The organism is Bradyrhizobium erythrophlei (assembly GCF_900129425.1).
Taxonomy (GTDB): domain Bacteria; phylum Pseudomonadota; class Alphaproteobacteria; order Rhizobiales; family Xanthobacteraceae; genus Bradyrhizobium; species Bradyrhizobium erythrophlei_C.
Window position 1 is genome coordinate 496,291 of sequence record NZ_LT670817.1, and the last position, 20,080, is coordinate 516,370.

Sequence of the window (20,080 nt, forward strand, 5' to 3'; positions counted from 1 at the left end):
TTTGGATCTCTTACCGCTCGAATCGGAGACGCTGTTCGGCTATCGCGGAGACGGGATTGCTCGATCCTCTTCGATCCAGCGTAGTTACTATTAAGTTTCGTCGAAGGGTCGACAAACACCAACAGCAGGTCTTTGAGCGCGCCAACTAACGTAGGCGCGTCGAGGCAGAGCATAGAGTCTGCAATAGCAAGGATGGTGCCGAGCATCGGATCGCCGCTTTGGCAAAGCATGCCCTCACATCATCCATTGCACGTTTGCCGCACGACCGACCGGATGATGGCGGCCGGCTCTGCGATCGCAATATTAGCGTATCGTTGCAAATGGAGGGAATGGTCATGGCATCTCAGAAAGGGCAAGTCGTATCCAGCGCGAGAATAGGTGAAGTTTCCATAAACCTCGACAAATTGAACAACGCACTCCAGGGAGCCATCGCTGAATCTTTGCGCCAGCTGACGCAGGAAACGCGAGGGACGGCGAAGATTGCGGTGGTGAAGACCGTGGCACCGGCGGAGGCGGAGGCGGAGAGAATCCAGATCTACGAGGACGACCCGTTCCTCGAGGCGGTGGCTGGCTCAAGCCCCGTCGCTGCCGACCCCATTCGGGTCGACGAGCCCTCCGACGCGCAGACATTGCTCCAAACACAAATCATCGGGCAGCAACCTGACCCGCAAGTTTACCAGCCTTCCACTGCGGAATTCCGCTACTGGAATGCGGACTCCGCATTGGCTCGGGCGATCAACTTCTGGGGCCCGTTGCTTCCCAGCGGCACGCAGTGGTCAGCCGATCAGCAGCCGATGCAGGTCAATGTGGACGAGGGGGAAGACTTCAACGCCTTCTATGCCCGAGAAAGCGGGCTCAACTTCTTCCATGGGCAGGTCGATAACGTCGCTCCGCCCGTGACGGTCTTCTCCTGCGCAAGTCCCGACGTGTCCTGCCATGAGCTCGGCCACGCAATACTCGACGCAGTGAAACCCGAACTTTTCAACGCGATGAGCCTGGAGGTCGCCGCCTTCCATGAGGGCTTTGGCGACGTCAGCGCGATGCTTTCCAAGCTCCAACTAGCCCCGCTACGTGACCTCGTGCTCCAGCAAACCCGCGGACACCTGGGTTCGAACTCGCGACTCTCCCAGCTCGCACGCCAACTCGGCTGGGCCATCCGGGTCCAGGTCGATCCCACAGCTGTGGACCGCGACTGTCTTCGGAATACCTCCAACAACTTCTTCTACCGGGATCCCGCCGGCCTGCCGCCGATGGCTCCCGCCACACAGCTCTCTTCGGAGCCACACTCGTTCTCTCGCGTATTTTCCGGTGCGTTCCTTGACGTGCTGGCCGCCATGTTCAAGATCGGGCCAGCCAGTTTTGCCGGGACCGACTCTGACAAGCTTCTCGCCGTCGCGGTCGACGCAGGGAAGCTCCTCATCGAGGGAGTGCGGGTGGCTTCCGTGGCGCCGGGCTTCTACAGCCAGGTTGCCGCGGGAATGATCCAGGCTGATCAGTCCCTCACCGGAGGGCGTTACCGGACGGCCCTTACGAGCAGCTTTGTCCAGCGCGGTATCCTCTCCCCCACGGCAGCTATGTCCCTTGTCCGGACTTTACGGGAGCACAGCGACTCCTTCGGCGTTACCGGACGTGCGCCGAGCCGTCAGCAGCTTCAGTTCGAGGGCGAAGGCGACGGATACAAGAAGACCGCGCAAGACGCCCCGAACCTTCCGCTCCGGCCGCTCGCGACCCGCTTCGGCGTCACCCTGCACGTGCATATGCCGGCGGAGGGCGCGCGCTTTCCTGTAGCGGCCGCCGCCCTGGCTGGCGGGACGCAAGCAACCTCAAGCGCCGAGGAAGATGCTCGTTCCTTCGTCGAGGACCTGATCCAACGTGACAAGATCTCTCATAAAGGGGCTACGGACGTCATTCCTGCCGAGCTAACCTCACCGGGCGAAGCTTCGCCCCACCATAAAACTCACTACGTGATCCGTGAGGACGGAAAGACAGTGCTCAGGCGTCATCACTTCGACTGTGGGTTCCATGGCTGCAACCACAGCCACTGAGCGTTCCCCGGCCCGCATCCGCTCCCTCTTCGGGAGCGGGTGCAGTCGCGTCGGCTCAGATCCGGTAGCTTTCGCAGAGACGACATCGTAAACTAGCTAAATAGCGAGGAGCCAAGGGAAAGCCCAAAATGACGACCGAGGCTCCCAAGCCGCAACCCGAGCAAGACAAAGAGACGCGGCTGTTTATCGAAACGCTAGAGAAGACCGGGCAGATCGTCGACGTTGACGAGCACCAAGATACGTCCCAGTTGCCGGCGCACGTAACGCACGTCCGCTATCCAGACGGCACCATTAAGCGCATCCGCTTCACTGGCCCTGGACGCCAGTGAACAATCATCATCTCGCTGTCACAGCGATCACGCGCGAAACCAAACGCCCTGTCCGTACCGAAAACTTAAGCACGGCCATAGTCTTAGTGCGCGGCGCGCCCCAAAGAGAGTTTTCGATGCTCATCTGCCGGATCAGGTGGCGAAGGTCCATCTCGATCTGTGGTCGCCCTCCCAATGATCGTGATTTCCAGCGCCAGCAGCTGCGAAAACCGGCCCGATGCCAACCAACCAGCGTCCCGGGACGGATGACCGTGAGGACCTCCAGGATCGATGGAAACCAGCGATATAACTGAATGAAGAACCAGCGATCGCTGTTGGCGAGTTTGACGCGCCCGCGCAGCTTGCGCCGCAAAACGATCAACTGATGTCGGAGCGCGGCATTTTCGGCCTCAAGCCGGGTCGTCGACTTGCATGGCGAGGTCAAGGCGGCCAAACCGAAACACAAAAAGCCAGATCATTCCGCCAGCTTAGGCGATTCCATCACGTCATCAACCCGGATAGCGTTTTCGGTACACACAAGGCCCTAGTCCAGCAGTGGCACGATATGCTTTGATGCGTGGGCTGGGACTGAGACGCATGGGTGGCCTCATGTACATAGTCATTCGAAAGTACACCAAGGTTCGTTCGGTTGCGGATGCTGCTCGCCGCGCCAAAAGCGGCATCGGTCAGATCCTAAGGGAAGCGCACGGATTCAGATCTTATTATGTACTGGATGAGGGCGAAGGCGTCGGTGTCGCTGTGATGATATTCGAGGATCGCGAAAGCGCTTATGCGGCGAACGATAAAGTACTGGAGTTTGTTCAAGCAAGTCTGCTTGACCTTAATCTTGGAGACCCCGAAATGATCGCCGGGGAAGTTTTGGTGAATATAGAATCTGATGCGTAATTGTTCGTAGAGGCTTGTCATTGTCGGAAAATCAATCCGGCTAGTAAGCGCAGTCGAATTGGGCGATGCCCTTGGTTGATGAGAGATGTTTGCAGCCTGATTTGGTTGGCGCTGATCGGATTGTTCCGGTCGCGAGCGTCGCTGCAAGTTGAGATCTTGACGCTTCGTCATCAACTAACGTGCTGTGGCGTAGATCGCCGCAGCGACTAACCTTCACCCGCATCGACCGTCTGGTATTTGCCGGGTTGTATCGGCGGGCACCTGGCGTGCTGGACGCTTTGAAGATCGTCAGGCCGGAGACCGTGATCCGCTAGCATCGTGCCGGCTTCAGAGCGTATTGGCACTGGAAATCAAGACCGCGCAGCGGCCGTCCAACGACCACGCTGGAATCCGTCATCTCATTCGCGAGATGAGTCTCGTCAACCCATTATGGGGCGCACCATGGATCCGGGGCGAGCTTCTCAAGCTCAGCATCGATGTCGGGCAAACCACCATTGCAAGGTATATGGCGCGGGGAAGGCGACCGCCGTCCCAGGGGTGGAAGACGTTTCTTCATAATCACGCCGACGGCATCGCGTCGATGGACCTGTTCGTGGTTCCGACCATCTCATTCCGACTGCTCTACGGGCTCCTGATACTGCATCACGGTCGCCGCCAAATCCTGTGGCTGGGAGTGACCGCGCACCCAACGGCTGAATGGATTTCGCACCAGCTCACCGAGGCCTATGGAGTAGCGCCGCGATACATCATTCGTGACCGCGACGCGGTCCACGGCGACGTCTTCATCCGCCGCCTTCGGGCGATGGGCATTCGGGATAGGCCAACCGCGCCGCGATCGCCATGGCAGAACGGGTATTGTGAGAGGGCGATCGGTTCGATCCGGCGGGAGTGTCTTGACCACGTTGTCGTGTTCGGCGAGCGGCATCTTCGCCATCTGCTGCGATCTTACGCGACCTATTATAACACGGCTCGCTCGCACCTTTCAGTCAACAAGGACGCGTCGATGTCGCGAAGAATACATGCCGTTGGTCGCATCGTGCCAACGCCATTTCTTGGCGGACTCCATCATCTATATGTGCGTGTTTGATTTCCGACAGGCACAGGACCGCTGCTGCACCAGATGTTGAACGTTAATCACTTCTTAACCATGCGGTCGCCTAATGCGAACCATTGGAGAGAATTAGACCATGTCGGCCCCAGCGACGCGACCGAAGTCGTTGCCTTTTTCGGCCGCTCTTACCTTTCGTTCGTTTGCCAGGCCGGCGGTTCGCGTTGCGGCTGTTCTACGCGGAGCAAAAAAATGTTGGGAAAGAACGACTTAGTGGACAATCTCAGCCGTGATCTCGATCGCGCGCGGGGAAAACGCGACGCACTTGCATCCGATGTCACGACACTGACGGCTCAGATCGCCGAAATCGAAGCCCGCCTTTCTGAGGAAAAAAACCGGCGAGAATGTGATCGCGTTATAGGGCAAATCGAAGCCATAAAAAAACGAATCAAACAAACTGCCAGCGCGTTTTCACCTGTCATCCGTGAACTCTGCGAGGCGACCGAGATAGCGGCGGCGGTCGTGCCCGAAGCTCGCGAGCTCAATAGTTATCTAATATCGGTTGCGACCGAAGTCGATACGGTGATCGATCCCTTGTTGCGCGAACTGGATCGACGCGCGGATGCGGTGCGAGTCGGCCACGCCGCACTAGATCTCCCGTGTTTAGCCGATGAGCCCCCGGTCGAGTTGCCAAAAGATGACAATGATCGCCTACTTCGGTTTCCAAAATGGCTGTCTCCAAACAAGGAGGCGGCAAAAGGAGAAACTGCGGAGAACCCGCGCAGCACAGCAGCGTGAATCATCGGTGCACTGCGCATCCCAAAGAAAACCCTCGATGCAGATCTGGCGGTCCGAAATCTGCTATAGAGCTCACAGATAGCAAGCCTACCGGTATGCGCGTCACCGCCTCCTCAATGTCGCGATGATCCGCCACTGCGGTTCCGGGATGATAGGCCTCTGCGGGGAGCCCGCAAGCATCCCCAATTGCAGCTCCACAAGAGCGAGCCGCCCGACTGCAATCGTTGGCCCCTCACTTGTTCCGGTAGAGTATTTCCCAGGAATCCGAAAGAGCGCGATCAGTACTTCGTCGCGAGTAAAAGAGTTGCGTCCGCGCGCAGCTTTGACGGTGGACTTTTTGACGCATCGGTCTACTTCCGGCACTTGGAAATCGGTTACTTTGGTTTTTCCGGCGGCTCAGTTGGCCTTGCGGCGCAGGAAGGCCGGGACATCGAGAACGTTTTCCTCGATCGAATTGCGCACAGGAGGGGAGCGGCCGTACGGATCGAGGCCCTGCGGAGCCGCATGGCGCGCATATTCCGGTCGCCCTTCGGGGTGGCGGGCCGTCGGGCGGAGCGGCGAACTCTCTAATTGCGGCAGCGGTGCACTACGCTCGATCCGGTCGGCGATGCGGCGGCTGTCGTTGCTCAGCCTGCCGGCGAGTTCCGTGAGTGAGCTTTGCGCTGGTTGAATCTGGCGCGCCGGGTCGAGATTATCGATGCCGGTCGCCACCACTGAGACGCGGACGATACCTTCCAGGCTTTCATCGAAAGACGCGCCGACGATGATGTTAGCGTCCGGGTCGGCCTCTTCACGAATGCGGGTAGCAGCTTCGTCGACCTCGAATAACATCAGGTCCTTGCCGCCGGTGATGGAGATTATGAGGCCACTGGCGCGCTTGATCGAGGGGTTCTCGATCAATGGATTGGAAATCGCGGCCACAGCGGCGGTGAGCACGCGCTTCTCGCCAGAAGCCTCGCCCCTGCCCATCATGGCCTTCCCCTTCTCACGCATTACGGCGAGAACGTCGGCAAAATCGAGATTGATGAGACCTTCCTTGACTATAAGATCGCTGATGCAAGCCACACCCGAATAGAGCACCTGATCGGCCAGGGCGAAGGCATTGGCGAATGTGGTCTTCTCGTTGGCCACCCGGAACAGGTTCTGGTTTGGGATGATCAGCAGGGTGTCCACTACCTTCAGCAGTTCGACGATGCCGGCTTCGGCAAAGCGCATGCGGCGCTGGCCCTCGAAGTGGAATGGCTTCGTGACTACACCGATGGTGAGAATGCCGAGTTCACGCGCGGTCTTGGCGATAACGGGCGCTGCCCCAGTGCCGGTACCGCCGCCCATGCCGGCAGTAACGAACACCATGTGTGCGCCGCTCAAATGATCGCGGATCTCGTCGATTGCCTCTTCAGCTGCGGCGCACCCCACCTCGGGTTGCGAGCCGGCGCCAAGGCCTTCTGTCACCTGGGTGCCTATCTGGATGATGCGCTTGGCCTTCGACATGGTGAGCGCCTGTGCGTCGGTATTGGCGACGATGAAGTCGACGCCCTGCAGCCCGGCCGCGATCATGTTGTTGACGGCATTGCCGCCGGCGCCGCCGACCCCAAACACGATAATGCGCGCCTTCATCTCGCGAATATCGGTGATGTTGGTCATTTTTGCCTCACGATTGCTCCAGCAGCCTTGGGAATGAGAGGTGCTACCTACAAGCCTTACGGTCTGCTTCCACTATGGTCGCGGCTAGATGTCCCAGTCGGCTTGCAGCTTGTCCGTGGCTATCGATCGAGCCGCCAGCTCGGCCACCGGTCCACAGAGCCGCCAGCTCACCTTCAAGCCGTGCCGTCGCCTCATTGGCTGCCATAGTCTCGGCAGTCCTCTGCAGAAGCTCAACCGTCAGGCGATCGGCGCGCTCGCGCTCGCGGTCAAAATCTGCTCTGTGATCGGCTGTCCTTGCTTCGAGCCGCGCGATCTCCGCCCTGAATGCCTCGATCTTTTCCGTAAACAGGGCGATGTTGTCTGCCTGGCGACCACCTCGTGGGCGGGGCGTATGCCGTATTTCAGCGAGATCAACACTTACCAGAGCTTTGCCATCATCCGAAAGTGAGCGCGGGAGCTGGCGTCGCTTGGCAAGCGAACGAGCGACCTCTGGCGAGATTTTCAGGCAGATACCTAAAGCGGCATATGTCAGCGCCTCAACGGACATCGGCTGTTCTCCTAGAACGAACCGGGCGGTAATCGGCTGATGATGACCGGGCGATGACCACAAGCTAGGCTGCGTTGGTTAATAGACTGTTAACGGGCGGGCGGCGATCTGTCACTTGAGCGGGCCGCGCGGCCGGGAGCAACAGCAGCTGTTGTTGGTACGCGATGCGGACATGCGGCCAGCGCTCTCTTCAGGTTCGCGTGCGCTGATTCCTCGAGCTGGACGTTTTTGTCTTTTTGCGGTCGCGGTTGAATGTCGGTCGTGAACAAGCCTGCTTCAGAAGCCCGCAACGGTGTAAATCCCGTCACGAAAGAGCCCATGGAGTTCGCGGCCAAAGCCAGCCAGCAAGTCGGTCAAGGCGTCACCCCTGAAGGTTGCTAAAGACGCTGTTTGAAGCGGACGGCTTGGTTGAGGCGTGTTCGTTCATCTGAACTGTGGGTAACTGCATCACACCCTGGACAGGCACCTCTACCCGCACACTATGCGCCCCGAGACGGAATCTCTGGAGGGCCTAGGGGGACAGTCTCGCAAGGGCCATGCGGTGTAATGCCCGCGTGGCCTTTTGTCTTTTATTGTCTGACGGTGAAAATAGGGACTCTGGGTAACGGCCGCTTCTGGCGCAATGCGGACGACCAACGGTAAATCGACGCCGGACCGCGAAATGGACGCCCGTTGTGCCTGTCGTAAATCAAATCCGGACATATTGGTGGTGTAGCCCGCCGAGAATTGGGCGACAAAGAATGTGCCCGGCGCGATCGACGGCGCGCGAGACCGGTGCATCTTTCTCCAGGGATAGATGCGTGCGGGCCCCATTGTAATATTTCATGTACGACAGCAGTAGGTGACCGAGGTGTCGCTCGCCGAACACAACAACGTGGTCAAGGCACTCCCGTCGGATCGAACCGATCAGCCGTTCGGCATATCCGTTTTGCCATGGGGAGCGCGGCGATGTCGGCCGGTCACGAATGCCCATTGATCGAAGTCTTCGGATGAAGACCTCACCATAGGCCCCATCCCGGTCACGGATCAGGTAGCGGGGAGCCTGTTCCCAACCGCATGCTTCCGTGACCTGATTTGCGATCCATTCTGCAGTGGGGTTAGCTGTGACGCCAAACCACAAAATTTGTCGTCGGCTGTGCCCCATGATCAGCAATCCATAGAGCAGGCGAAACGAGATCGTCGGCACGACGAACAAATCCATCGCCGCGATGGCGTCGGCATGGTTATGAAGAAACGTCTTCCAGCCTTGCGACGGTGGCCCTCGTCTCTTCACCATATACTTGGCCACGCTCGTCTGGCCGATATCGATGCAGAGCTTAAGCAGCTCTCCGTGGATCCGCGGCGCTCCCCACAACGGGTTGGCGATGCTCATCTCGCGGATAAGCTTGCGTATCTCTGTCGGTAAGGTTGGTCGGCCGCCACGACGTCGTGACCTCCAGCGCCAGTACGATCTGAACCCGGCGCGGTGCCACTTTATAACGGTATCTGGCTTCAAAACCGCCAGAGCGTTTAGGACTGTTGGCGCCAATCGATACACCCCGGCAAAGATCAAGCGGTCCATGGCGCTGAACGTCTGCCTCTTGGGCGAATGCCGTCTCAGTATGTTAATCTGATGCCGAAGAACCAGGATCTCGGCTGCCAACGAGGCACGCGATCGGAACAATAATACCAGCGCCGACCAGATCAGGCTGCAAGCTTCTCTCATAAGATAGAAACATTGCGCGATTCGGCTTCACTTGCCAGCCGAATTAGGTTTCCGACAGGGACAGGCACCGGCGCGCAAGCAGTCACCCACGACGCGCTCCGAGAAATAGATCTCGGCCGTGTCGATCATGCAGGAACCGGCGTCATTGACGGTCCAGTACGTCTCGAGAACCGCCGCACGATCGGCACGCCGCCACTTGTTCGTGCCGATCCCCAAGGGCAGCACATGGATGCCGGTTCGACCTAGGGGGCGCGCATCATCATCTGCGGGCATCGCTGGACCTCTCACAAGGCGAAAGCGCCGTTGGCTCGTTGGTGTCACGACGCTGGCATTTCAAGGTTACGCCATAGCGACTACGGCCGCGTCCTTGAACCGGATTTAAGGCTCGCGCTCGCCAAACCGCGCTTTCGTTGGTTACCATCCACGTAATCCGGCGCGCCGCTGAAGTTCTGAGGGTTACTTCAACGCGCGCTGAAGGTGAGGCCGGCGCGCTCCTTCAGACGCTTGCGCAACGCCGGACCCATCAGCGCGCCGGGCGTCCAGGTGCCGCCCTCGCCCTGCACGTCGCGCACGAGGCAGAGAGCGCTCTCGGCGATCATCTTGCTGGTCGAGCCGTAGCCCGGATCGCGGTCGCCCGTGACTACCGCCTCGACCCGTCTGCCATCCGGCAGCTCGCCCAGGAAGAGGATGTCGTAGAAGCCCTTCTCGCGCTCTTCCCGAGTCGGGCCTGCGCCGGGTTTGAGACCGCCGATCCCGAACAAGGAAACCATCGTGGCGAACGTCTCCGTCGTCACGCGAGCGATTTCCCCAAATCCCGGCGCGACCATCATCTCGTCGTAAACGAAGTCCGTGCCGTAGGGGTGACCCAACAGGAAATTCGTGCGGTGCACGTTCTTGGTGTTGATTGGCGCCATGGGGAACGGCACGAGCCACACGTTCATGCTCGGGTCGTATTCGGGGATGAGGCCCGACGGCTGAGACGGCCCGGTGAACCCCGGCGTCAACGCGAAGGGATCGGTCAGCAGGCGGATCAGGGCCGGGTCGCGCGCGGCGGCGGCCAACGTCGCCTGAGCGCTCGCCGCGGTGCCGCCAGACATGCCGCCTTTCACCTTGCGTAGGCGGCCTTTGACCCGCCGCGCCGGGCGTCCGTATTTCTCGCGCGCCTTCTCCTGCAGCGTGAGCACGCCGAGATCGAACGGGATGGAATCGAAGCCGCAGGAGAAGACGATGCGCGCGCCGGTTCGTTTCGCCTCTTCGTGATGGGCGTCGATCATGCGCCGCATCCAAGCCGGTTCGCCGCACAGATCAACATAGGCCGTGCCCGTGGCCGCGCAGGCCGCCACAAGCTCGGGACCGTGGAGCTGATAAGGCCCGACCGTCGTGATAATCACGGCCGCACGCTCGCACATCGAACGCAGGCTGGCCGGCTCGGCGGCGTCCGCCTTAACCAAAGGCAAATCGTCCGGTGCGCCGATGTCGGCACGCACCTTCTGGAGCTTGTCGGTCGAGCGTCCCGCGATCGCCCAGGACGGAGCATTATCGCCGCGATAGGACGTCACCAGATATTCGGCGATGAGACGGCCGGTGTAACCCGTCGCGCCATAGACGATGAGGTCGAAGTCCCGCTTCACGACGTTGGTCCTCCTCGAGACCCGGGAGAGCTATCTTCAGATCCCTGTGCAATCGCTCTGTACGGGAGGATACCACAGTTCCCGCCATGGGGGGCGCAACGTCCGGTTGGGATCTTGTGTCACGAGCGTTGCCCGTCCACACGGCAATGCGCAACGGTACGACGAAATGCGACTCCGGCAGCAGCCGCTGGGCCCTCGTGATGCCGCTAGTCAAATCGCACGTGTGCAGCTTTGCAGCTTTCAAATGCTGCCGCACACGGCGGTCTCAGATACGAGATATGTTGACAGGGCTCGGCTTTATTCCTCCTTCCATTTGATCGAGCAGCCAATAGACGCCTTTTGGTCAGCCGGCGCCACACCGGTGGTCGCAATCGCGCGCATGGCCTCGACAAGCTCTCGGGGCGCCCCCGCGCGAGGCGGAGTTGTGCGGCCTTCGTCGAGCCGGCCGCGATACTTGAGCTTGCGGTCGGCGCTGTAACCGAAGAAGTCCGGCGTACAGACCGCCCCATACGCCCGAGCGACTGTCTGGGTCTCGTCGTGGAGATACGGAAACGGGAAATCATGAGCCTTCGCGAAACGCTTCATATTCTCAAATGAGTCGTCGGGATAGCTCGCCGCATCGTTCGAGCAAATCGCCGCAAAGCCTATGCTCTCCGACATCAGCACGCGGGCGTCCGAAACCATGCGGTCGATCACCGCTTTAACATAGGGACAATGGTTGCAGATGAAGACGACGACCGTGCCTTTTTCGCCCGCAACGTCGTCCAGTGCGTAAGTCTTGCCATCGGTGGCCGGAAGCCGGAACTCCGCCGCCGGCGTATCAAGAACGACTTGGGTAGCTGTTGTCGCCATATCGCACCTCCTTGTGCCCAAATATATGCTGACGACGGCCTGCCGGGGCACAGTTTCCAAAGCCTGCTCGCCAGTCGCGTCGTTTTGGCCAGACTGAAAGGCTGATCGGCTCGATCCGCAGGGAATGCCTTGACCACGTTGTTGTGTTCAGCGAGCGCCACCTCCGTCACCTACTGCTGTCGTACATGAAATATTACAATGGGGCCCGCACGCATCTATCCCTGGCGAAAGATAGCTGGATCAAGAACCAGCGATCATTATTGGTAAGTCGGACGCGACCAGGCAGCCTACGCCTCACGACATTCAACTGATGTCGAAGCACCGCGTTCTCCGCCTCAAGCCGCAAATTCGACTTGAATGGCGAGGCCAGGACGGCCAGAACGAAACAGAGCAGCCCGATCATTCCGCCAGCTTAGGCGATTCCATCACGCCATCAACTCGAATAAGGTTTTCGGTACACACAGCCATCTGATCCTGCTTGCTGTACCGCTCTTCGTCCTCCTTGGCGGGGATGGCGCGCGCGATGGTCGGGTTCTTGGCATCGACCGATACGAGTTCCCCCCAGCCGCGCAACACAATCCTCCGACATTAGTGACCCAGCGCTTCGCGCCTTGCAGCCACGAGAGCCGCCGTGTCGTCGGGATGCGCGATCTGCTTGACCATCAGCGCCGCCGCCGCGATCAGGCCCGGGATAGCTACGATCGCAAAGATCTCGCTGAAGGTCAGTTGCCGGCGCGCGAGCTCGGCCACGAGAAAGGAGCCGGCAACGCCACCAAAACGGCCCAGGCCCAGCATCCAAGCCACACCGGTCGCGCGTCCCTGCGTTGGATAGAAGCCGGCGGCCAGTGCGGGCAACGACGACTGAGACGTGTTCATGAGGGTGCCCGCGACGAATACCGCCACCACCAGCAGTGCGAGGTTGCCCGCCATTTGGCCGATTGCATAGACGCTCACCGCGGTCAGCGCGAAACCGACCGCGATGATCACGTTGGCGTTGAAACGATCCATCAGCCAGCCGAACAGGATCGCGCCGACGCCGCCGAGTGGGAACAGGGCGGAGATCAGCGCAGCGGTCTGCGGCGACAGCCCCGCATCCTTGAACAGAAGCGGCATCCAGTTGATCAGCGCGTAGAAGATCACCAAGCCCATGAAATAGGCCACCCACAAACTCACCGAGCCCGCGAGATACGAGCTCGAGATCACCATGCCGATGCCGCTTTTGGCTGCTGTCACGCCCGCTTTCTCGTGCATGACGAACGAGGTTGCGTCCGGCACCGTTGCGGCGATGCGGTGCAGCACGCTGCGAATGCGCTCGACCGGCTGATTCCTGGCAACCATGAAGCGCACAGACTCTGGCAGCAGCAGCGCGATCAGCACGGTCAATACCAGCGGCGTAGTCCCGCCGAGCACCAGGACGCTTCGCCAGCCCCACTGCGGTATCATCCAGGCAGCCAGAAAACCACCGAAAGCCGCACCCAACGGGAAGCCGCAGAACATGGCGTTGGTCAGCGTAGCGCGCCGCCCGTCGGGGCAATACTCGCTCATCAAGGTGACGGCGTTGGGCATGGCGGCGCCAAGCCCAACGCCTGTGATGAAACGCCAGACGACAAGTTGGCTCAGGCTGCTTGCGAACGCGGACATCAGGCAGGCGACACCCATGATCAGCACCGAGCCCATCAACACCGCCTTGCGACCGACGCGATCGGCCGACGGTCCCGAGGACAGGGCGCCGGCCGCCAAGCCGAACAGCGCCGCACTCAGAACCGGCGCCAGAGCCGGCCGCTCCAGTCCCCATTCGGTGACCAATGATGGAGCGATGTAGCCGATGGCAGCGGTGTCGAAGCCGTCCAGGAGAACGACGCAAAAACAAAGCGCGAAGATCTCCCACTGAAAGCGCGAGAACGGATGCTCGTTTAGAAAGGTCTGAACGTCGACGGTGCGGGCGGCGGGCATGATTGTTATCCCTTGATGACTTTTCGGTTTCGATTCTCATCGCTATCCGGTTTCGGCATGGTTACCGGACGGGCCTCTCTTGTTTGAGCCGCGAGCCGAACTGGGGCATTGGGAGCGCCAAAGCCCTGGTAACCTCGTCGCTGCACGATTTCGAAGAAAAAACGTTCATCAAACGCGCGCGTGTAGACTTGAAAGAATTCGCCGGTATCGTCGCGATCATACAGAATTTGGTTTTCTCTCATACTTGTTGCGACCGCCGGATCGAGATCAAATCTGCTCTCAACGTCGTCATAATAATTGTCAGGGATTTTCAGAAGAGACGCGCCCGCGGAACGCATCCCTGCAACCGTCTCGAAAATGTCATCGCTTTCGAAAGCGATGTGTTGAACTCCCGCGCCAAAAAACTCCGTCAGGAATCGCGCAGACATGGTCCGCGTCGCAGCCGATCCATTAAGAACGATACGGAATGTTCTGTCAGGATTCAGAATTGCCTGGCTCTGTACAAGCCCGAGAGGGTCCGCAATTTCAAGCTGCGGTGACCTTTGAAGGTGAAAAATTCCGGTGTAGAACTGCTGCCAGGACAGCATCTGTTCGTATGGCATCGACTGCGAAATATGATCGATAGTGCTAAGATGGTTTGAACCGGTATTATCGACGATAGGCACAAAATCCTGATCCCAATTCGACGTGTCAGGATCAAGAAAATACAACAGACTTCCGCCAACACCCCGGATAGCCGGAATTTTCATTTCGTCAGTACCTACCGGCTGGTGAAACGACGTTGTGTCAAGCGCCTTCGCCCGCGCCATCGTGCGGTCGACATCATCGACGCTTAAAGCGATAGCGCAGATGCCGGACCCGTGCGTCAGGTAGTGGGATCGCGCGAAACTTTCTTCCGAACAGTTGATCAAAAGGTTGATGGCGCTTTGCGACCATCGTTCCACTGGCTTGCTGCGATGCCGACCGCTTAGGCGGAAGCCAAGCTGGAGAAAGATGGTTGCAAGATCACCTGCATGATTCTTGTCGACCGCGAATTCGACAAAAGCTACGTCCCTAATTTCCGATCTTGGGCTGATCGCCTTTGTTTTCTTCTTTCTGCCGATATTGGCTTGATCTTCCAGCAGAACCAGGGAACGCATCCCATCAATTGCTACTTCTTTGGCTGATCGAGATCGAAATTGATCATTGAAAATCTCGAGCGACAATGGGCCCGAGTATCCTGTCGCAAAAACGGATTGCATAAAGTCGCTGATATCAAGATTTCCTTGACCGGGAAAACAACGAAAATGTCTGCTCCATGACAGCACGTCCAGATCCAGTTGGGGCGCGTCGGCTAGTTGAACGAGGAATATGCGGTCTCCGGGAATGGAGCCAATGGCTGAGACTGGCAGAGACGGCGCAAGTGTATGAAAGCTATCGAGAATGATTCCGATGGATTTGTGATTGGCGCGACGTACGATTTGCCACGCGTCGCGATAGTCATTGACGTGACGCCCCCACGCCAGTGCTTCGAAACCGACGCGTAGTCCTTGGGCGCTGGCGCGTTCGCCGAGTTCACGTAGATCGTCAGCGGCGCGATCAATGCCGCCAAGCGAAGCAGGCGACACGTTGCTGCAAATGAGCAGCAAATCAGTGCCGAGCTTGTGCATAAGGTCGAATTTTCGTTCGACTCTCCTGAAATTCTGCGCACGTTGCGGTTCCGGCATGCCCTCGAAATCTCGGAAGGGCTGAAGCGCGCAGATGCTTAGACCGAGATCTCGGCACATTTTTGCAACATCGCTTGCGCTGCCGTCAAAAGATATAAAATCGCTTTCGAATATCTCAACCGCATCGAAACCGGCGGCTGCAATTGCTTGTAGCTTTTTATCCAAGGTGCCACTAACGGACACGGTTGCTATCGAGTATTTCATGATCCGACACATCCCGCTATTTCTATAAGCTCTCACCTGCATCTCGAGTTGGAAGGAGTGCTGTGACTTCGCTCGCTTCGTAAGTAGCTTGTGACGTGTTTGATGAGCTCTCGGTCAGCTCAATAACTGATTTGCGCCACATCCCGCAGTTCATCCGGCGTCGTGGTTCGAAACCCGAAAAATTCCAAATAAGCGGGGATCTGTTCAAACAGCATGTCGGTGCCGATCTGGAATTCGCAACCGCGCGCTCGTGCTCCGGCAAGGAAGGGCGTAATCTCTTGCTTCATCACCACTTCACCGACGAATGTTGACGGTGCAATGCGTGTTACGTCCATCGGCAGCGGGTCGCCGGCTTTCATACCGAGTGGCGTAGCGTTGACGACGACATCGTAACCGGCTGGGTCGATCGAGCCGACCGTAACTTTCAGGTTCGGATAGTTGGCGCGCAAACGTTCGGCGAGACCGTTCATCATCGGCGCAAATGCATCGAACAATGCAAGCTCCGCCACGCCGGCCTTGGCGAACGACGCCGAAATGGCGGAACCCACACCGCCGTTGCCCGCCACGAGCACGCGGGCCCCGGTCAATACGCGGCCCTTACGCTGGATGCCGCGCACGAAGCCCTCGCCATCGAACATGTCGCCAACGAGCGTACCGCCAACTCCGAGGCGGACCGCGTTGCACGCACCCGCGACCTTTGCGGAGATCGACACCTCGTCCAGGAGCGCGATTGTCGCAACCTTGTGAGGCATGGTCACCAGCGCGCCGTGGATGTTGGAAAGCTTGAATACCAGCTTGAGAAATGCTGGATATTCTTCAGGCTTACAACCCATCGGAACGACGATCGAGTCGATGCCGTATTTCTCGAAGTAGGGATTGTAGATCATTGGCGCCTTGAAGGACTCGGTCGGATAGCCCAGGTGGACGATGAGTTTCGTTTTGCCGCTTATCATGGCCAGAATCCTCACTCTAATGCGCGATCCGCATCAGCCGCCTTTGGTCGCAGTTTCGTCAATCAGGCGAGAAAGTCGCTGCAGGGCCAACGTATAGCCTTGGGTGCCGAACCCCGCGATGACGCCGTCGGCACGGCTCGAAACATAAGAATGATGTCGGAAAGCCTCCCGCTTGTGGACATTCGAAATGTGAATTTCGAGCACCGGACCATCGAACGCGTTCAGCGCGTCGAGGATGGCGACCGACGTATGTGTGAACGCTGCGGGATTGATCACAATGCCAGCGGCGGTCTCACGCGCCTCGTGTATCCAATCGATGATTTCATATTCCCGATTGCTCTGGTGGAACTTTAATTCCAGATTACTCTCCGTAGCAACACGCCTGCATGCAATCTCCACGTCGGCGAGCGTTTCGTGCCCGTAGATGGCGGGTTGTCGTTTGCCGAGCAAATTGAGGTTCGGTCCGTTGATGATGTAAACAACTCGTTTCATACCCGAATCCTTGGACATAGGCGGCTAAGATCGATCGAGGAGGGTGATTGGAATTTCCCGCAGAATGCCAGCAAGAACCCTCCACGCCGCCGGATTGACGTATAGCAAAGCGCGCGACCCTGGCACGATGTTCACGCGCTGATCTGGCGCAACGGACGCTCGCCGTGCGCTCTCGATGACGTGCAGGCGCACGCCGGTCGGTGCCGCGGGCATGGGATCAGAAAGACCCAACGCGATCACATCCGACACATACTCACGTTCGACCTCGGCGACGCGGAGAGCAGACCGCAACCCGGTGTCGAAGGCAATCATGATGGTCTTTCGCCCGATGCGGAGAGCCGCACCGCGCGAGGCCACGGTGAGCGGATTGTCCAGTGACCGGTCGTTGATGTTTATTAGAATGTTAGACTTCGCCGGACGATAGCCGATGGCGTGTAGCCACATCGAGAGTGGCGCTAGTGTTACGTCGCCGCCGAGATGTCCCGGCACGAGCACTACGGGTTTCCCATCCCCGTAAGGAACATTCTGGCCGCGATAAACTGCGTCCGAAGAATTGAGAAGGACCTCAACGGCAGCTTCCAACGAGTCATACGGCCAGAACAGCGGGAGGCCAAATGTGCGGAGTGTCTCATCAATAAAGCCAGCCGCGGGCCCTAATATCGTCGACACGGACGCCTGGTGCGGTACGCGCTTCTTCAGGCGGTTGAGATCATCCGGCATAGCTGTCCCCCGCATTCGCCGCCGCCTGTGTTTGTTCAAGGAAGTTTCCGATCAATGCCACGCATTGCCCAGTTGATTCCCAGATTACGCGATGGGCAAAGCCCGGCAGGATTGCGAGTTGCGCATCGGGAATCAACTCCGCCAGCACCTCGGAATTGTGGGCCGGAATCAATACATCACCATCGCCAGTCATGATCAGGGTCGGCGAGCGCACGGACGAAAGCGCCTCTGACGTGTCGAAATCCACGAAAGCCTGGAATTGCAGATCTGCCGCGTGAAGAGGAGTTGGAGTTTCGAGCTCCCGCTGCATCTGCCGCTCAACCTTGTCGATGTTGGTGGCAAGGTACTTGGGCTCGTAAGTTACGGTCCAGATACGCCGGGCCGCGGCCGCAGGATCGAGCCCATCGAGATCGTGCATGATGTTGATGACCGTTGATCGCGCATAGATGGCCCGTCGACCGCCGCAGAGCGTCGCGCAGAGCACAAGGGACAACACCCGCTCGGGATAGCGGCATACCAGTTCCTGCGCGATTGCCCCGCCCATCGAATAGCCAAGAACATTGGCGCGTGCAATTTCCAAATGATCCATAAGGCCGCACACATCCTTGGCCATGTTGGAGAGCTCATACCCGAATAAAGGTTTGTCGCTGAGACCTGTGCCGCGATTATCGAAAAGCACGACTGTAAAGCGCTCCGCCAGCGCGTCGATGAAGTCGAGCGGCCACGCGCGCGAGTTAAGACGATAGCCCATGACGAGGATAAGGGGTGGACCGGAGCCACGGATATCGAAAGCGATCTTAATGCCGTTAACCTCGGCGTCGCACATCGTCATCGGGCGACCAGCCAGTGGGATCTGTTCCTGCAGCTTGTCTGCACGATCGGACTTGCGCCTCTCTTTCATAGTGAGCCTGCTTGTTCTCGAAGCATGAACTTTTGGATCTTCCCGGTCGAGGTCTTGGGCAGCGGCCCGTAGACGAGGGTTTTTGGTACTTTGAAGCGCGCCATGCGTGCCCGGCAAAAGGCGATGACCTCCTTGTCATCGGGCTGCGTGGCGCCGGGCTTGAGTTCGAGGAAAGCGCAGGGTGTCTCTCCCCATGTCGGGTCGGGACGGGCGACGACAGCCGCCAGCATGACAGCTGGGTGCTGCGTGAGGACTTCTTCCACCTCAAGACTAGAAATATTCTCGCCGCCTGAGATGATGATATCCTTGGAGCGATCCTTGATCTCGATTGCCCCATCCGGATGCCAAACGGCAAGGTCACCTGAGAGGCACCAGTTTCCGACGAGCGTTTTCGCCGTTGCGGGCTCGTTCTTGAGGTAACCTTTCATGACAGTATTGCTGCGTACCATGATCTCGCCGACGGTCGTGCCATCGCGCGGCACCGGGATCATTGTCTTGGGGTCAGTGACCGTGACCGCTTCGACCATAGGATAGGCGACGCCTTGGCGTGCCATCTTGGCAAAGCGTTCGTCGGCCGGCAGTGCGTTCCATTCCGGCAGGAAGACGCTGGAGGTCGCGGGTCCGTAGGTTTCCGTAGCCCCGTAGAGATGCGTGACTCGAAAGCCGAGAGCTTCCATGGACCGGAAGACGGCAGAGGGGGGCGCCGCGCCGCCGGTCGCAACAGTGACCGTGTGATCGAACGGCACGCGCTGGTCGGCGGGAGCATGAGCCAGCATATTGAGTACGATCGGCGCACCGCAGAGATGCGTGACCCGATGATGGGCAATCAGCCGGAAGATTGCTGCCGGCTCCACCTTGCGAAGGCATACCTGTGTCCCGCCGGCGGCGACGACGGCCCACGGATAGGACCAACCCGAACAATGGAACATCGGCAACGTCCAAAGATAGATGCTGTCGAAACCAAGTCCAAAGCTGAAGCCGTTACCAAGCGCCGAGAGATAGGCGCCTCGGTGGCTGTAGACGACGCCTTTCGGATCTCCCGTGGTGCCGGAGGTATAGAGCAGGCAAAGCGACTGCCACTCGTCCGCGATTCCTGGCCAAGGGAACGCTGGATCGGCGCCAGTAAGAAGCGCTTCATAGTTGCGCGGGCCCAACGGCGCCGCCGAAGATTCGGAAGCATCGATGTCGATGACGACTATCTCATGATCGACCTGCTCCAACGCTTGCCGCACCAGCGGCGCATAGTCCCCATCGACGATCAGAACCTTGGCGCCCCCATGCGCGAGCGAAAAGGCGATATTTGCTGCATCCAGCCGCGTGTTGAGCGGATTGAGTACAGCACCGAGCATCGGCACGGCAAAATGCGCCTCGATCATTTCAGGAATGTTTGAAGCGATGATTGCCACGGTATCAAGCCGACCGACCCCAAGCGCCGCCAGCGCGGAGGCGAGACGCACGCAGCGATCAAGCAGTTGCGCATAAGTATAGCTGCGCGGACCATCGATCACCGCGATCTTTTCTGCGAACGCGCTTGCGGCGCGGTTGAGAAAGCTCACGGGGGACAGCGGCACGTAGTTGGCCGGATGTGGGTCGAGGCCTGCCTCGAATGCGTGCACGTCTTTCAACATCATCGGTGTTCCCCAATCATGTTCTGCGCCGACGGGCGC

19 protein-coding genes and 2 pseudogenes are annotated in these 20,080 nt (G+C 59.0%); 7 read left to right on the top strand and 14 right to left on the bottom strand.

Going from position 1 to position 20,080, the window contains the following annotated elements; all coding sequences use genetic code 11:
* Positions 1 to 335: 335 nt before the first annotated feature.
* Positions 336 to 2,045 (top strand): hypothetical protein, encoded by a 1,710-nt coding sequence (locus tag B5527_RS02325; protein WP_154071949.1) that lies wholly within the window; start codon positions 336 to 338, stop codon positions 2,043 to 2,045.
* Positions 2,046 to 2,173: 128 nt separating this feature from the next.
* Positions 2,174 to 2,374 (top strand): hypothetical protein, encoded by a 201-nt coding sequence (locus tag B5527_RS02330; protein ID WP_079599863.1) that lies wholly within the window; start codon positions 2,174 to 2,176, stop codon positions 2,372 to 2,374.
* A 7-nt stretch (positions 2,375 to 2,381) separates the two neighbouring features.
* On the opposite strand, the gene B5527_RS02335 is transcribed toward B5527_RS02330, so the two are convergent.
* Positions 2,382 to 2,807 (bottom strand): hypothetical protein, encoded by a 426-nt coding sequence (locus tag B5527_RS02335; protein ID WP_154071950.1) that lies wholly within the window; start codon positions 2,805 to 2,807, stop codon positions 2,382 to 2,384.
* A gap of 155 nt (positions 2,808 to 2,962) precedes the next feature.
* Between B5527_RS02335 and B5527_RS02340 the strand changes: the two genes are divergently transcribed.
* From B5527_RS02340 to B5527_RS02350, 3 genes are all read left to right on the top strand, one after another.
* Positions 2,963 to 3,259, top strand: a complete 297-nt coding sequence (locus B5527_RS02340) for a hypothetical protein (protein WP_079606995.1) — start codon at positions 2,963 to 2,965, stop codon at positions 3,257 to 3,259.
* Positions 3,260 to 3,596: 337 nt separating this feature from the next.
* A complete protein-coding gene (locus tag B5527_RS02345) occupies positions 3,597 to 4,346 on the top strand; it encodes an integrase core domain-containing protein (protein ID WP_245332468.1) in 750 nt (249 codons plus the stop codon).
* A gap of 213 nt (positions 4,347 to 4,559) precedes the next feature.
* A complete protein-coding gene (locus B5527_RS02350) occupies positions 4,560 to 5,105 on the top strand; it encodes a hypothetical protein (RefSeq protein ID WP_245332469.1) in 546 nt (181 codons plus the stop codon).
* Positions 5,106 to 5,507: 402 nt separating this feature from the next.
* On the opposite strand, the pseudogene ftsZ reads toward B5527_RS02350, so the two are convergent.
* Positions 5,508 to 6,749, bottom strand: a pseudogene (gene ftsZ, locus B5527_RS02355) (cell division protein FtsZ); the annotation flags it as partial.
* Between the two features lie 115 nt (positions 6,750 to 6,864).
* On the opposite strand from ftsZ, the gene B5527_RS43290 reads away from it, so the two are divergent.
* On the top strand, positions 6,865 to 7,197 hold the full coding sequence (locus B5527_RS43290; RefSeq protein ID WP_154071952.1) for a hypothetical protein: 333 nt from the start codon (positions 6,865 to 6,867) through the stop codon (positions 7,195 to 7,197).
* A gap of 787 nt (positions 7,198 to 7,984) precedes the next feature.
* Here the strand turns inward: B5527_RS43290 and B5527_RS45650 are convergent.
* From B5527_RS45650 to B5527_RS02385, 4 genes are all read right to left on the bottom strand, one after another.
* Positions 7,985 to 8,668, bottom strand: coding sequence for an integrase core domain-containing protein (locus B5527_RS45650; RefSeq protein ID WP_245332470.1), 684 nt, complete (start codon positions 8,666 to 8,668; stop codon positions 7,985 to 7,987).
* Positions 8,669 to 9,028: 360 nt separating this feature from the next.
* Positions 9,029 to 9,274: an aldo/keto reductase gene (locus tag B5527_RS02375; RefSeq protein WP_154071953.1), complete on the bottom strand. Its 246-nt coding sequence runs from the start codon at positions 9,272 to 9,274 to the stop codon at positions 9,029 to 9,031.
* 188 nt (positions 9,275 to 9,462) lie between these two features.
* A complete protein-coding gene (locus B5527_RS02380) occupies positions 9,463 to 10,632 on the bottom strand; it encodes a saccharopine dehydrogenase family protein (RefSeq protein ID WP_079599869.1) in 1,170 nt (389 codons plus the stop codon).
* 297 nt (positions 10,633 to 10,929) lie between these two features.
* Positions 10,930 to 11,484 carry a thioredoxin family protein gene (locus B5527_RS02385; RefSeq protein ID WP_079599870.1) on the bottom strand — a complete coding sequence of 185 codons (555 nt, stop codon included), beginning with the start codon at positions 11,482 to 11,484 and terminating at the stop codon, positions 10,930 to 10,932.
* A 98-nt stretch (positions 11,485 to 11,582) separates the two neighbouring features.
* Here B5527_RS02385 and B5527_RS45990 point away from each other — a divergent pair.
* Positions 11,583 to 11,795 (top strand): annotated as a pseudogene (locus B5527_RS45990) (hypothetical protein); the annotation flags it as partial.
* A gap of 88 nt (positions 11,796 to 11,883) precedes the next feature.
* Here B5527_RS45990 and B5527_RS43300 read toward each other — a convergent pair.
* The 8 genes from B5527_RS43300 to B5527_RS02425 all read right to left on the bottom strand — a co-directional run bounded on the left by B5527_RS43300 (position 11,884) and on the right by B5527_RS02425 (position 20,041).
* Positions 11,884 to 12,057 (bottom strand): hypothetical protein, encoded by a 174-nt coding sequence (locus B5527_RS43300; RefSeq protein WP_154071954.1) that lies wholly within the window; start codon positions 12,055 to 12,057, stop codon positions 11,884 to 11,886.
* Positions 12,058 to 12,072: 15 nt separating this feature from the next.
* Positions 12,073 to 13,437 (bottom strand): MFS transporter, encoded by a 1,365-nt coding sequence (locus B5527_RS02395; protein ID WP_079599872.1) that lies wholly within the window; start codon positions 13,435 to 13,437, stop codon positions 12,073 to 12,075.
* 5 nt (positions 13,438 to 13,442) lie between these two features.
* Positions 13,443 to 15,350, bottom strand: coding sequence for a bifunctional sugar phosphate isomerase/epimerase/4-hydroxyphenylpyruvate dioxygenase family protein (locus B5527_RS02400; RefSeq protein WP_079606996.1), 1,908 nt, complete (start codon positions 15,348 to 15,350; stop codon positions 13,443 to 13,445).
* A gap of 116 nt (positions 15,351 to 15,466) precedes the next feature.
* Positions 15,467 to 16,300 (bottom strand): shikimate dehydrogenase family protein, encoded by an 834-nt coding sequence (locus B5527_RS02405; protein WP_079599873.1) that lies wholly within the window; start codon positions 16,298 to 16,300, stop codon positions 15,467 to 15,469.
* A 33-nt stretch (positions 16,301 to 16,333) separates the two neighbouring features.
* Positions 16,334 to 16,792 carry a type II 3-dehydroquinate dehydratase gene (gene aroQ, locus B5527_RS02410; protein ID WP_079606997.1) on the bottom strand — a complete coding sequence of 153 codons (459 nt, stop codon included), beginning with the start codon at positions 16,790 to 16,792 and terminating at the stop codon, positions 16,334 to 16,336.
* 24 nt (positions 16,793 to 16,816) lie between these two features.
* Entirely contained in the window at positions 16,817 to 17,512 is a 696-nt protein-coding gene (locus B5527_RS02415) for a hypothetical protein (RefSeq protein WP_154071955.1), read from the bottom strand.
* Positions 17,502 to 18,413: an alpha/beta fold hydrolase gene (locus B5527_RS02420; RefSeq protein WP_079599875.1), complete on the bottom strand. Its 912-nt coding sequence runs from the start codon at positions 18,411 to 18,413 to the stop codon at positions 17,502 to 17,504. The genes B5527_RS02415 and B5527_RS02420 overlap by 11 nt, the downstream gene beginning before the upstream one ends.
* Positions 18,410 to 20,041: an AMP-binding protein gene (locus B5527_RS02425; protein WP_079606998.1), complete on the bottom strand. Its 1,632-nt coding sequence runs from the start codon at positions 20,039 to 20,041 to the stop codon at positions 18,410 to 18,412. Before B5527_RS02425 ends, B5527_RS02420 begins: the two co-directional genes overlap by 4 nt.
* Positions 20,042 to 20,080: the final 39 nt, after the last annotated feature.

Excerpts from the sequence above, each read along its gene's own strand:
- B5527_RS02405 (WP_079599873.1), bottom strand. The coding sequence starts at position 16,300 with ATGATAAGCGGCAAAACGAAACTCATCGTCCACCTGGGCTATCCGACC.
- B5527_RS02420 (WP_079599875.1), bottom strand. The coding sequence starts at position 18,413 with ATGAAAGAGAGGCGCAAGTCCGATCGTGCAGACAAGCTGCAGGAACAG.
- B5527_RS02340 (WP_079606995.1), top strand. The coding sequence starts at position 2,963 with ATGTACATAGTCATTCGAAAGTACACCAAGGTTCGTTCGGTTGCGGAT.
- B5527_RS02350 (WP_245332469.1), top strand. The coding sequence starts at position 4,560 with ATGTTGGGAAAGAACGACTTAGTGGACAATCTCAGCCGTGATCTCGAT.
- B5527_RS02385 (WP_079599870.1), bottom strand. The coding sequence starts at position 11,484 with ATGGCGACAACAGCTACCCAAGTCGTTCTTGATACGCCGGCGGCGGAG.
- B5527_RS02325 (WP_154071949.1), top strand. The coding sequence starts at position 336 with ATGGCATCTCAGAAAGGGCAAGTCGTATCCAGCGCGAGAATAGGTGAA.
- B5527_RS02330 (WP_079599863.1), top strand. The coding sequence starts at position 2,174 with ATGACGACCGAGGCTCCCAAGCCGCAACCCGAGCAAGACAAAGAGACG.
- B5527_RS02415 (WP_154071955.1), bottom strand. The coding sequence starts at position 17,512 with ATGCCGGATGATCTCAACCGCCTGAAGAAGCGCGTACCGCACCAGGCG.
- B5527_RS02425 (WP_079606998.1), bottom strand. The coding sequence starts at position 20,041 with ATGTTGAAAGACGTGCACGCATTCGAGGCAGGCCTCGACCCACATCCG.
- B5527_RS45650 (WP_245332470.1), bottom strand. The coding sequence starts at position 8,668 with ATGAGCATCGCCAACCCGTTGTGGGGAGCGCCGCGGATCCACGGAGAG.
- B5527_RS02375 (WP_154071953.1), bottom strand. The coding sequence starts at position 9,274 with ATGCCCGCAGATGATGATGCGCGCCCCCTAGGTCGAACCGGCATCCAT.
- aroQ (WP_079606997.1), bottom strand. The coding sequence starts at position 16,792 with ATGAAACGAGTTGTTTACATCATCAACGGACCGAACCTCAATTTGCTC.
- B5527_RS02395 (WP_079599872.1), bottom strand. The coding sequence starts at position 13,437 with ATGCCCGCCGCCCGCACCGTCGACGTTCAGACCTTTCTAAACGAGCAT.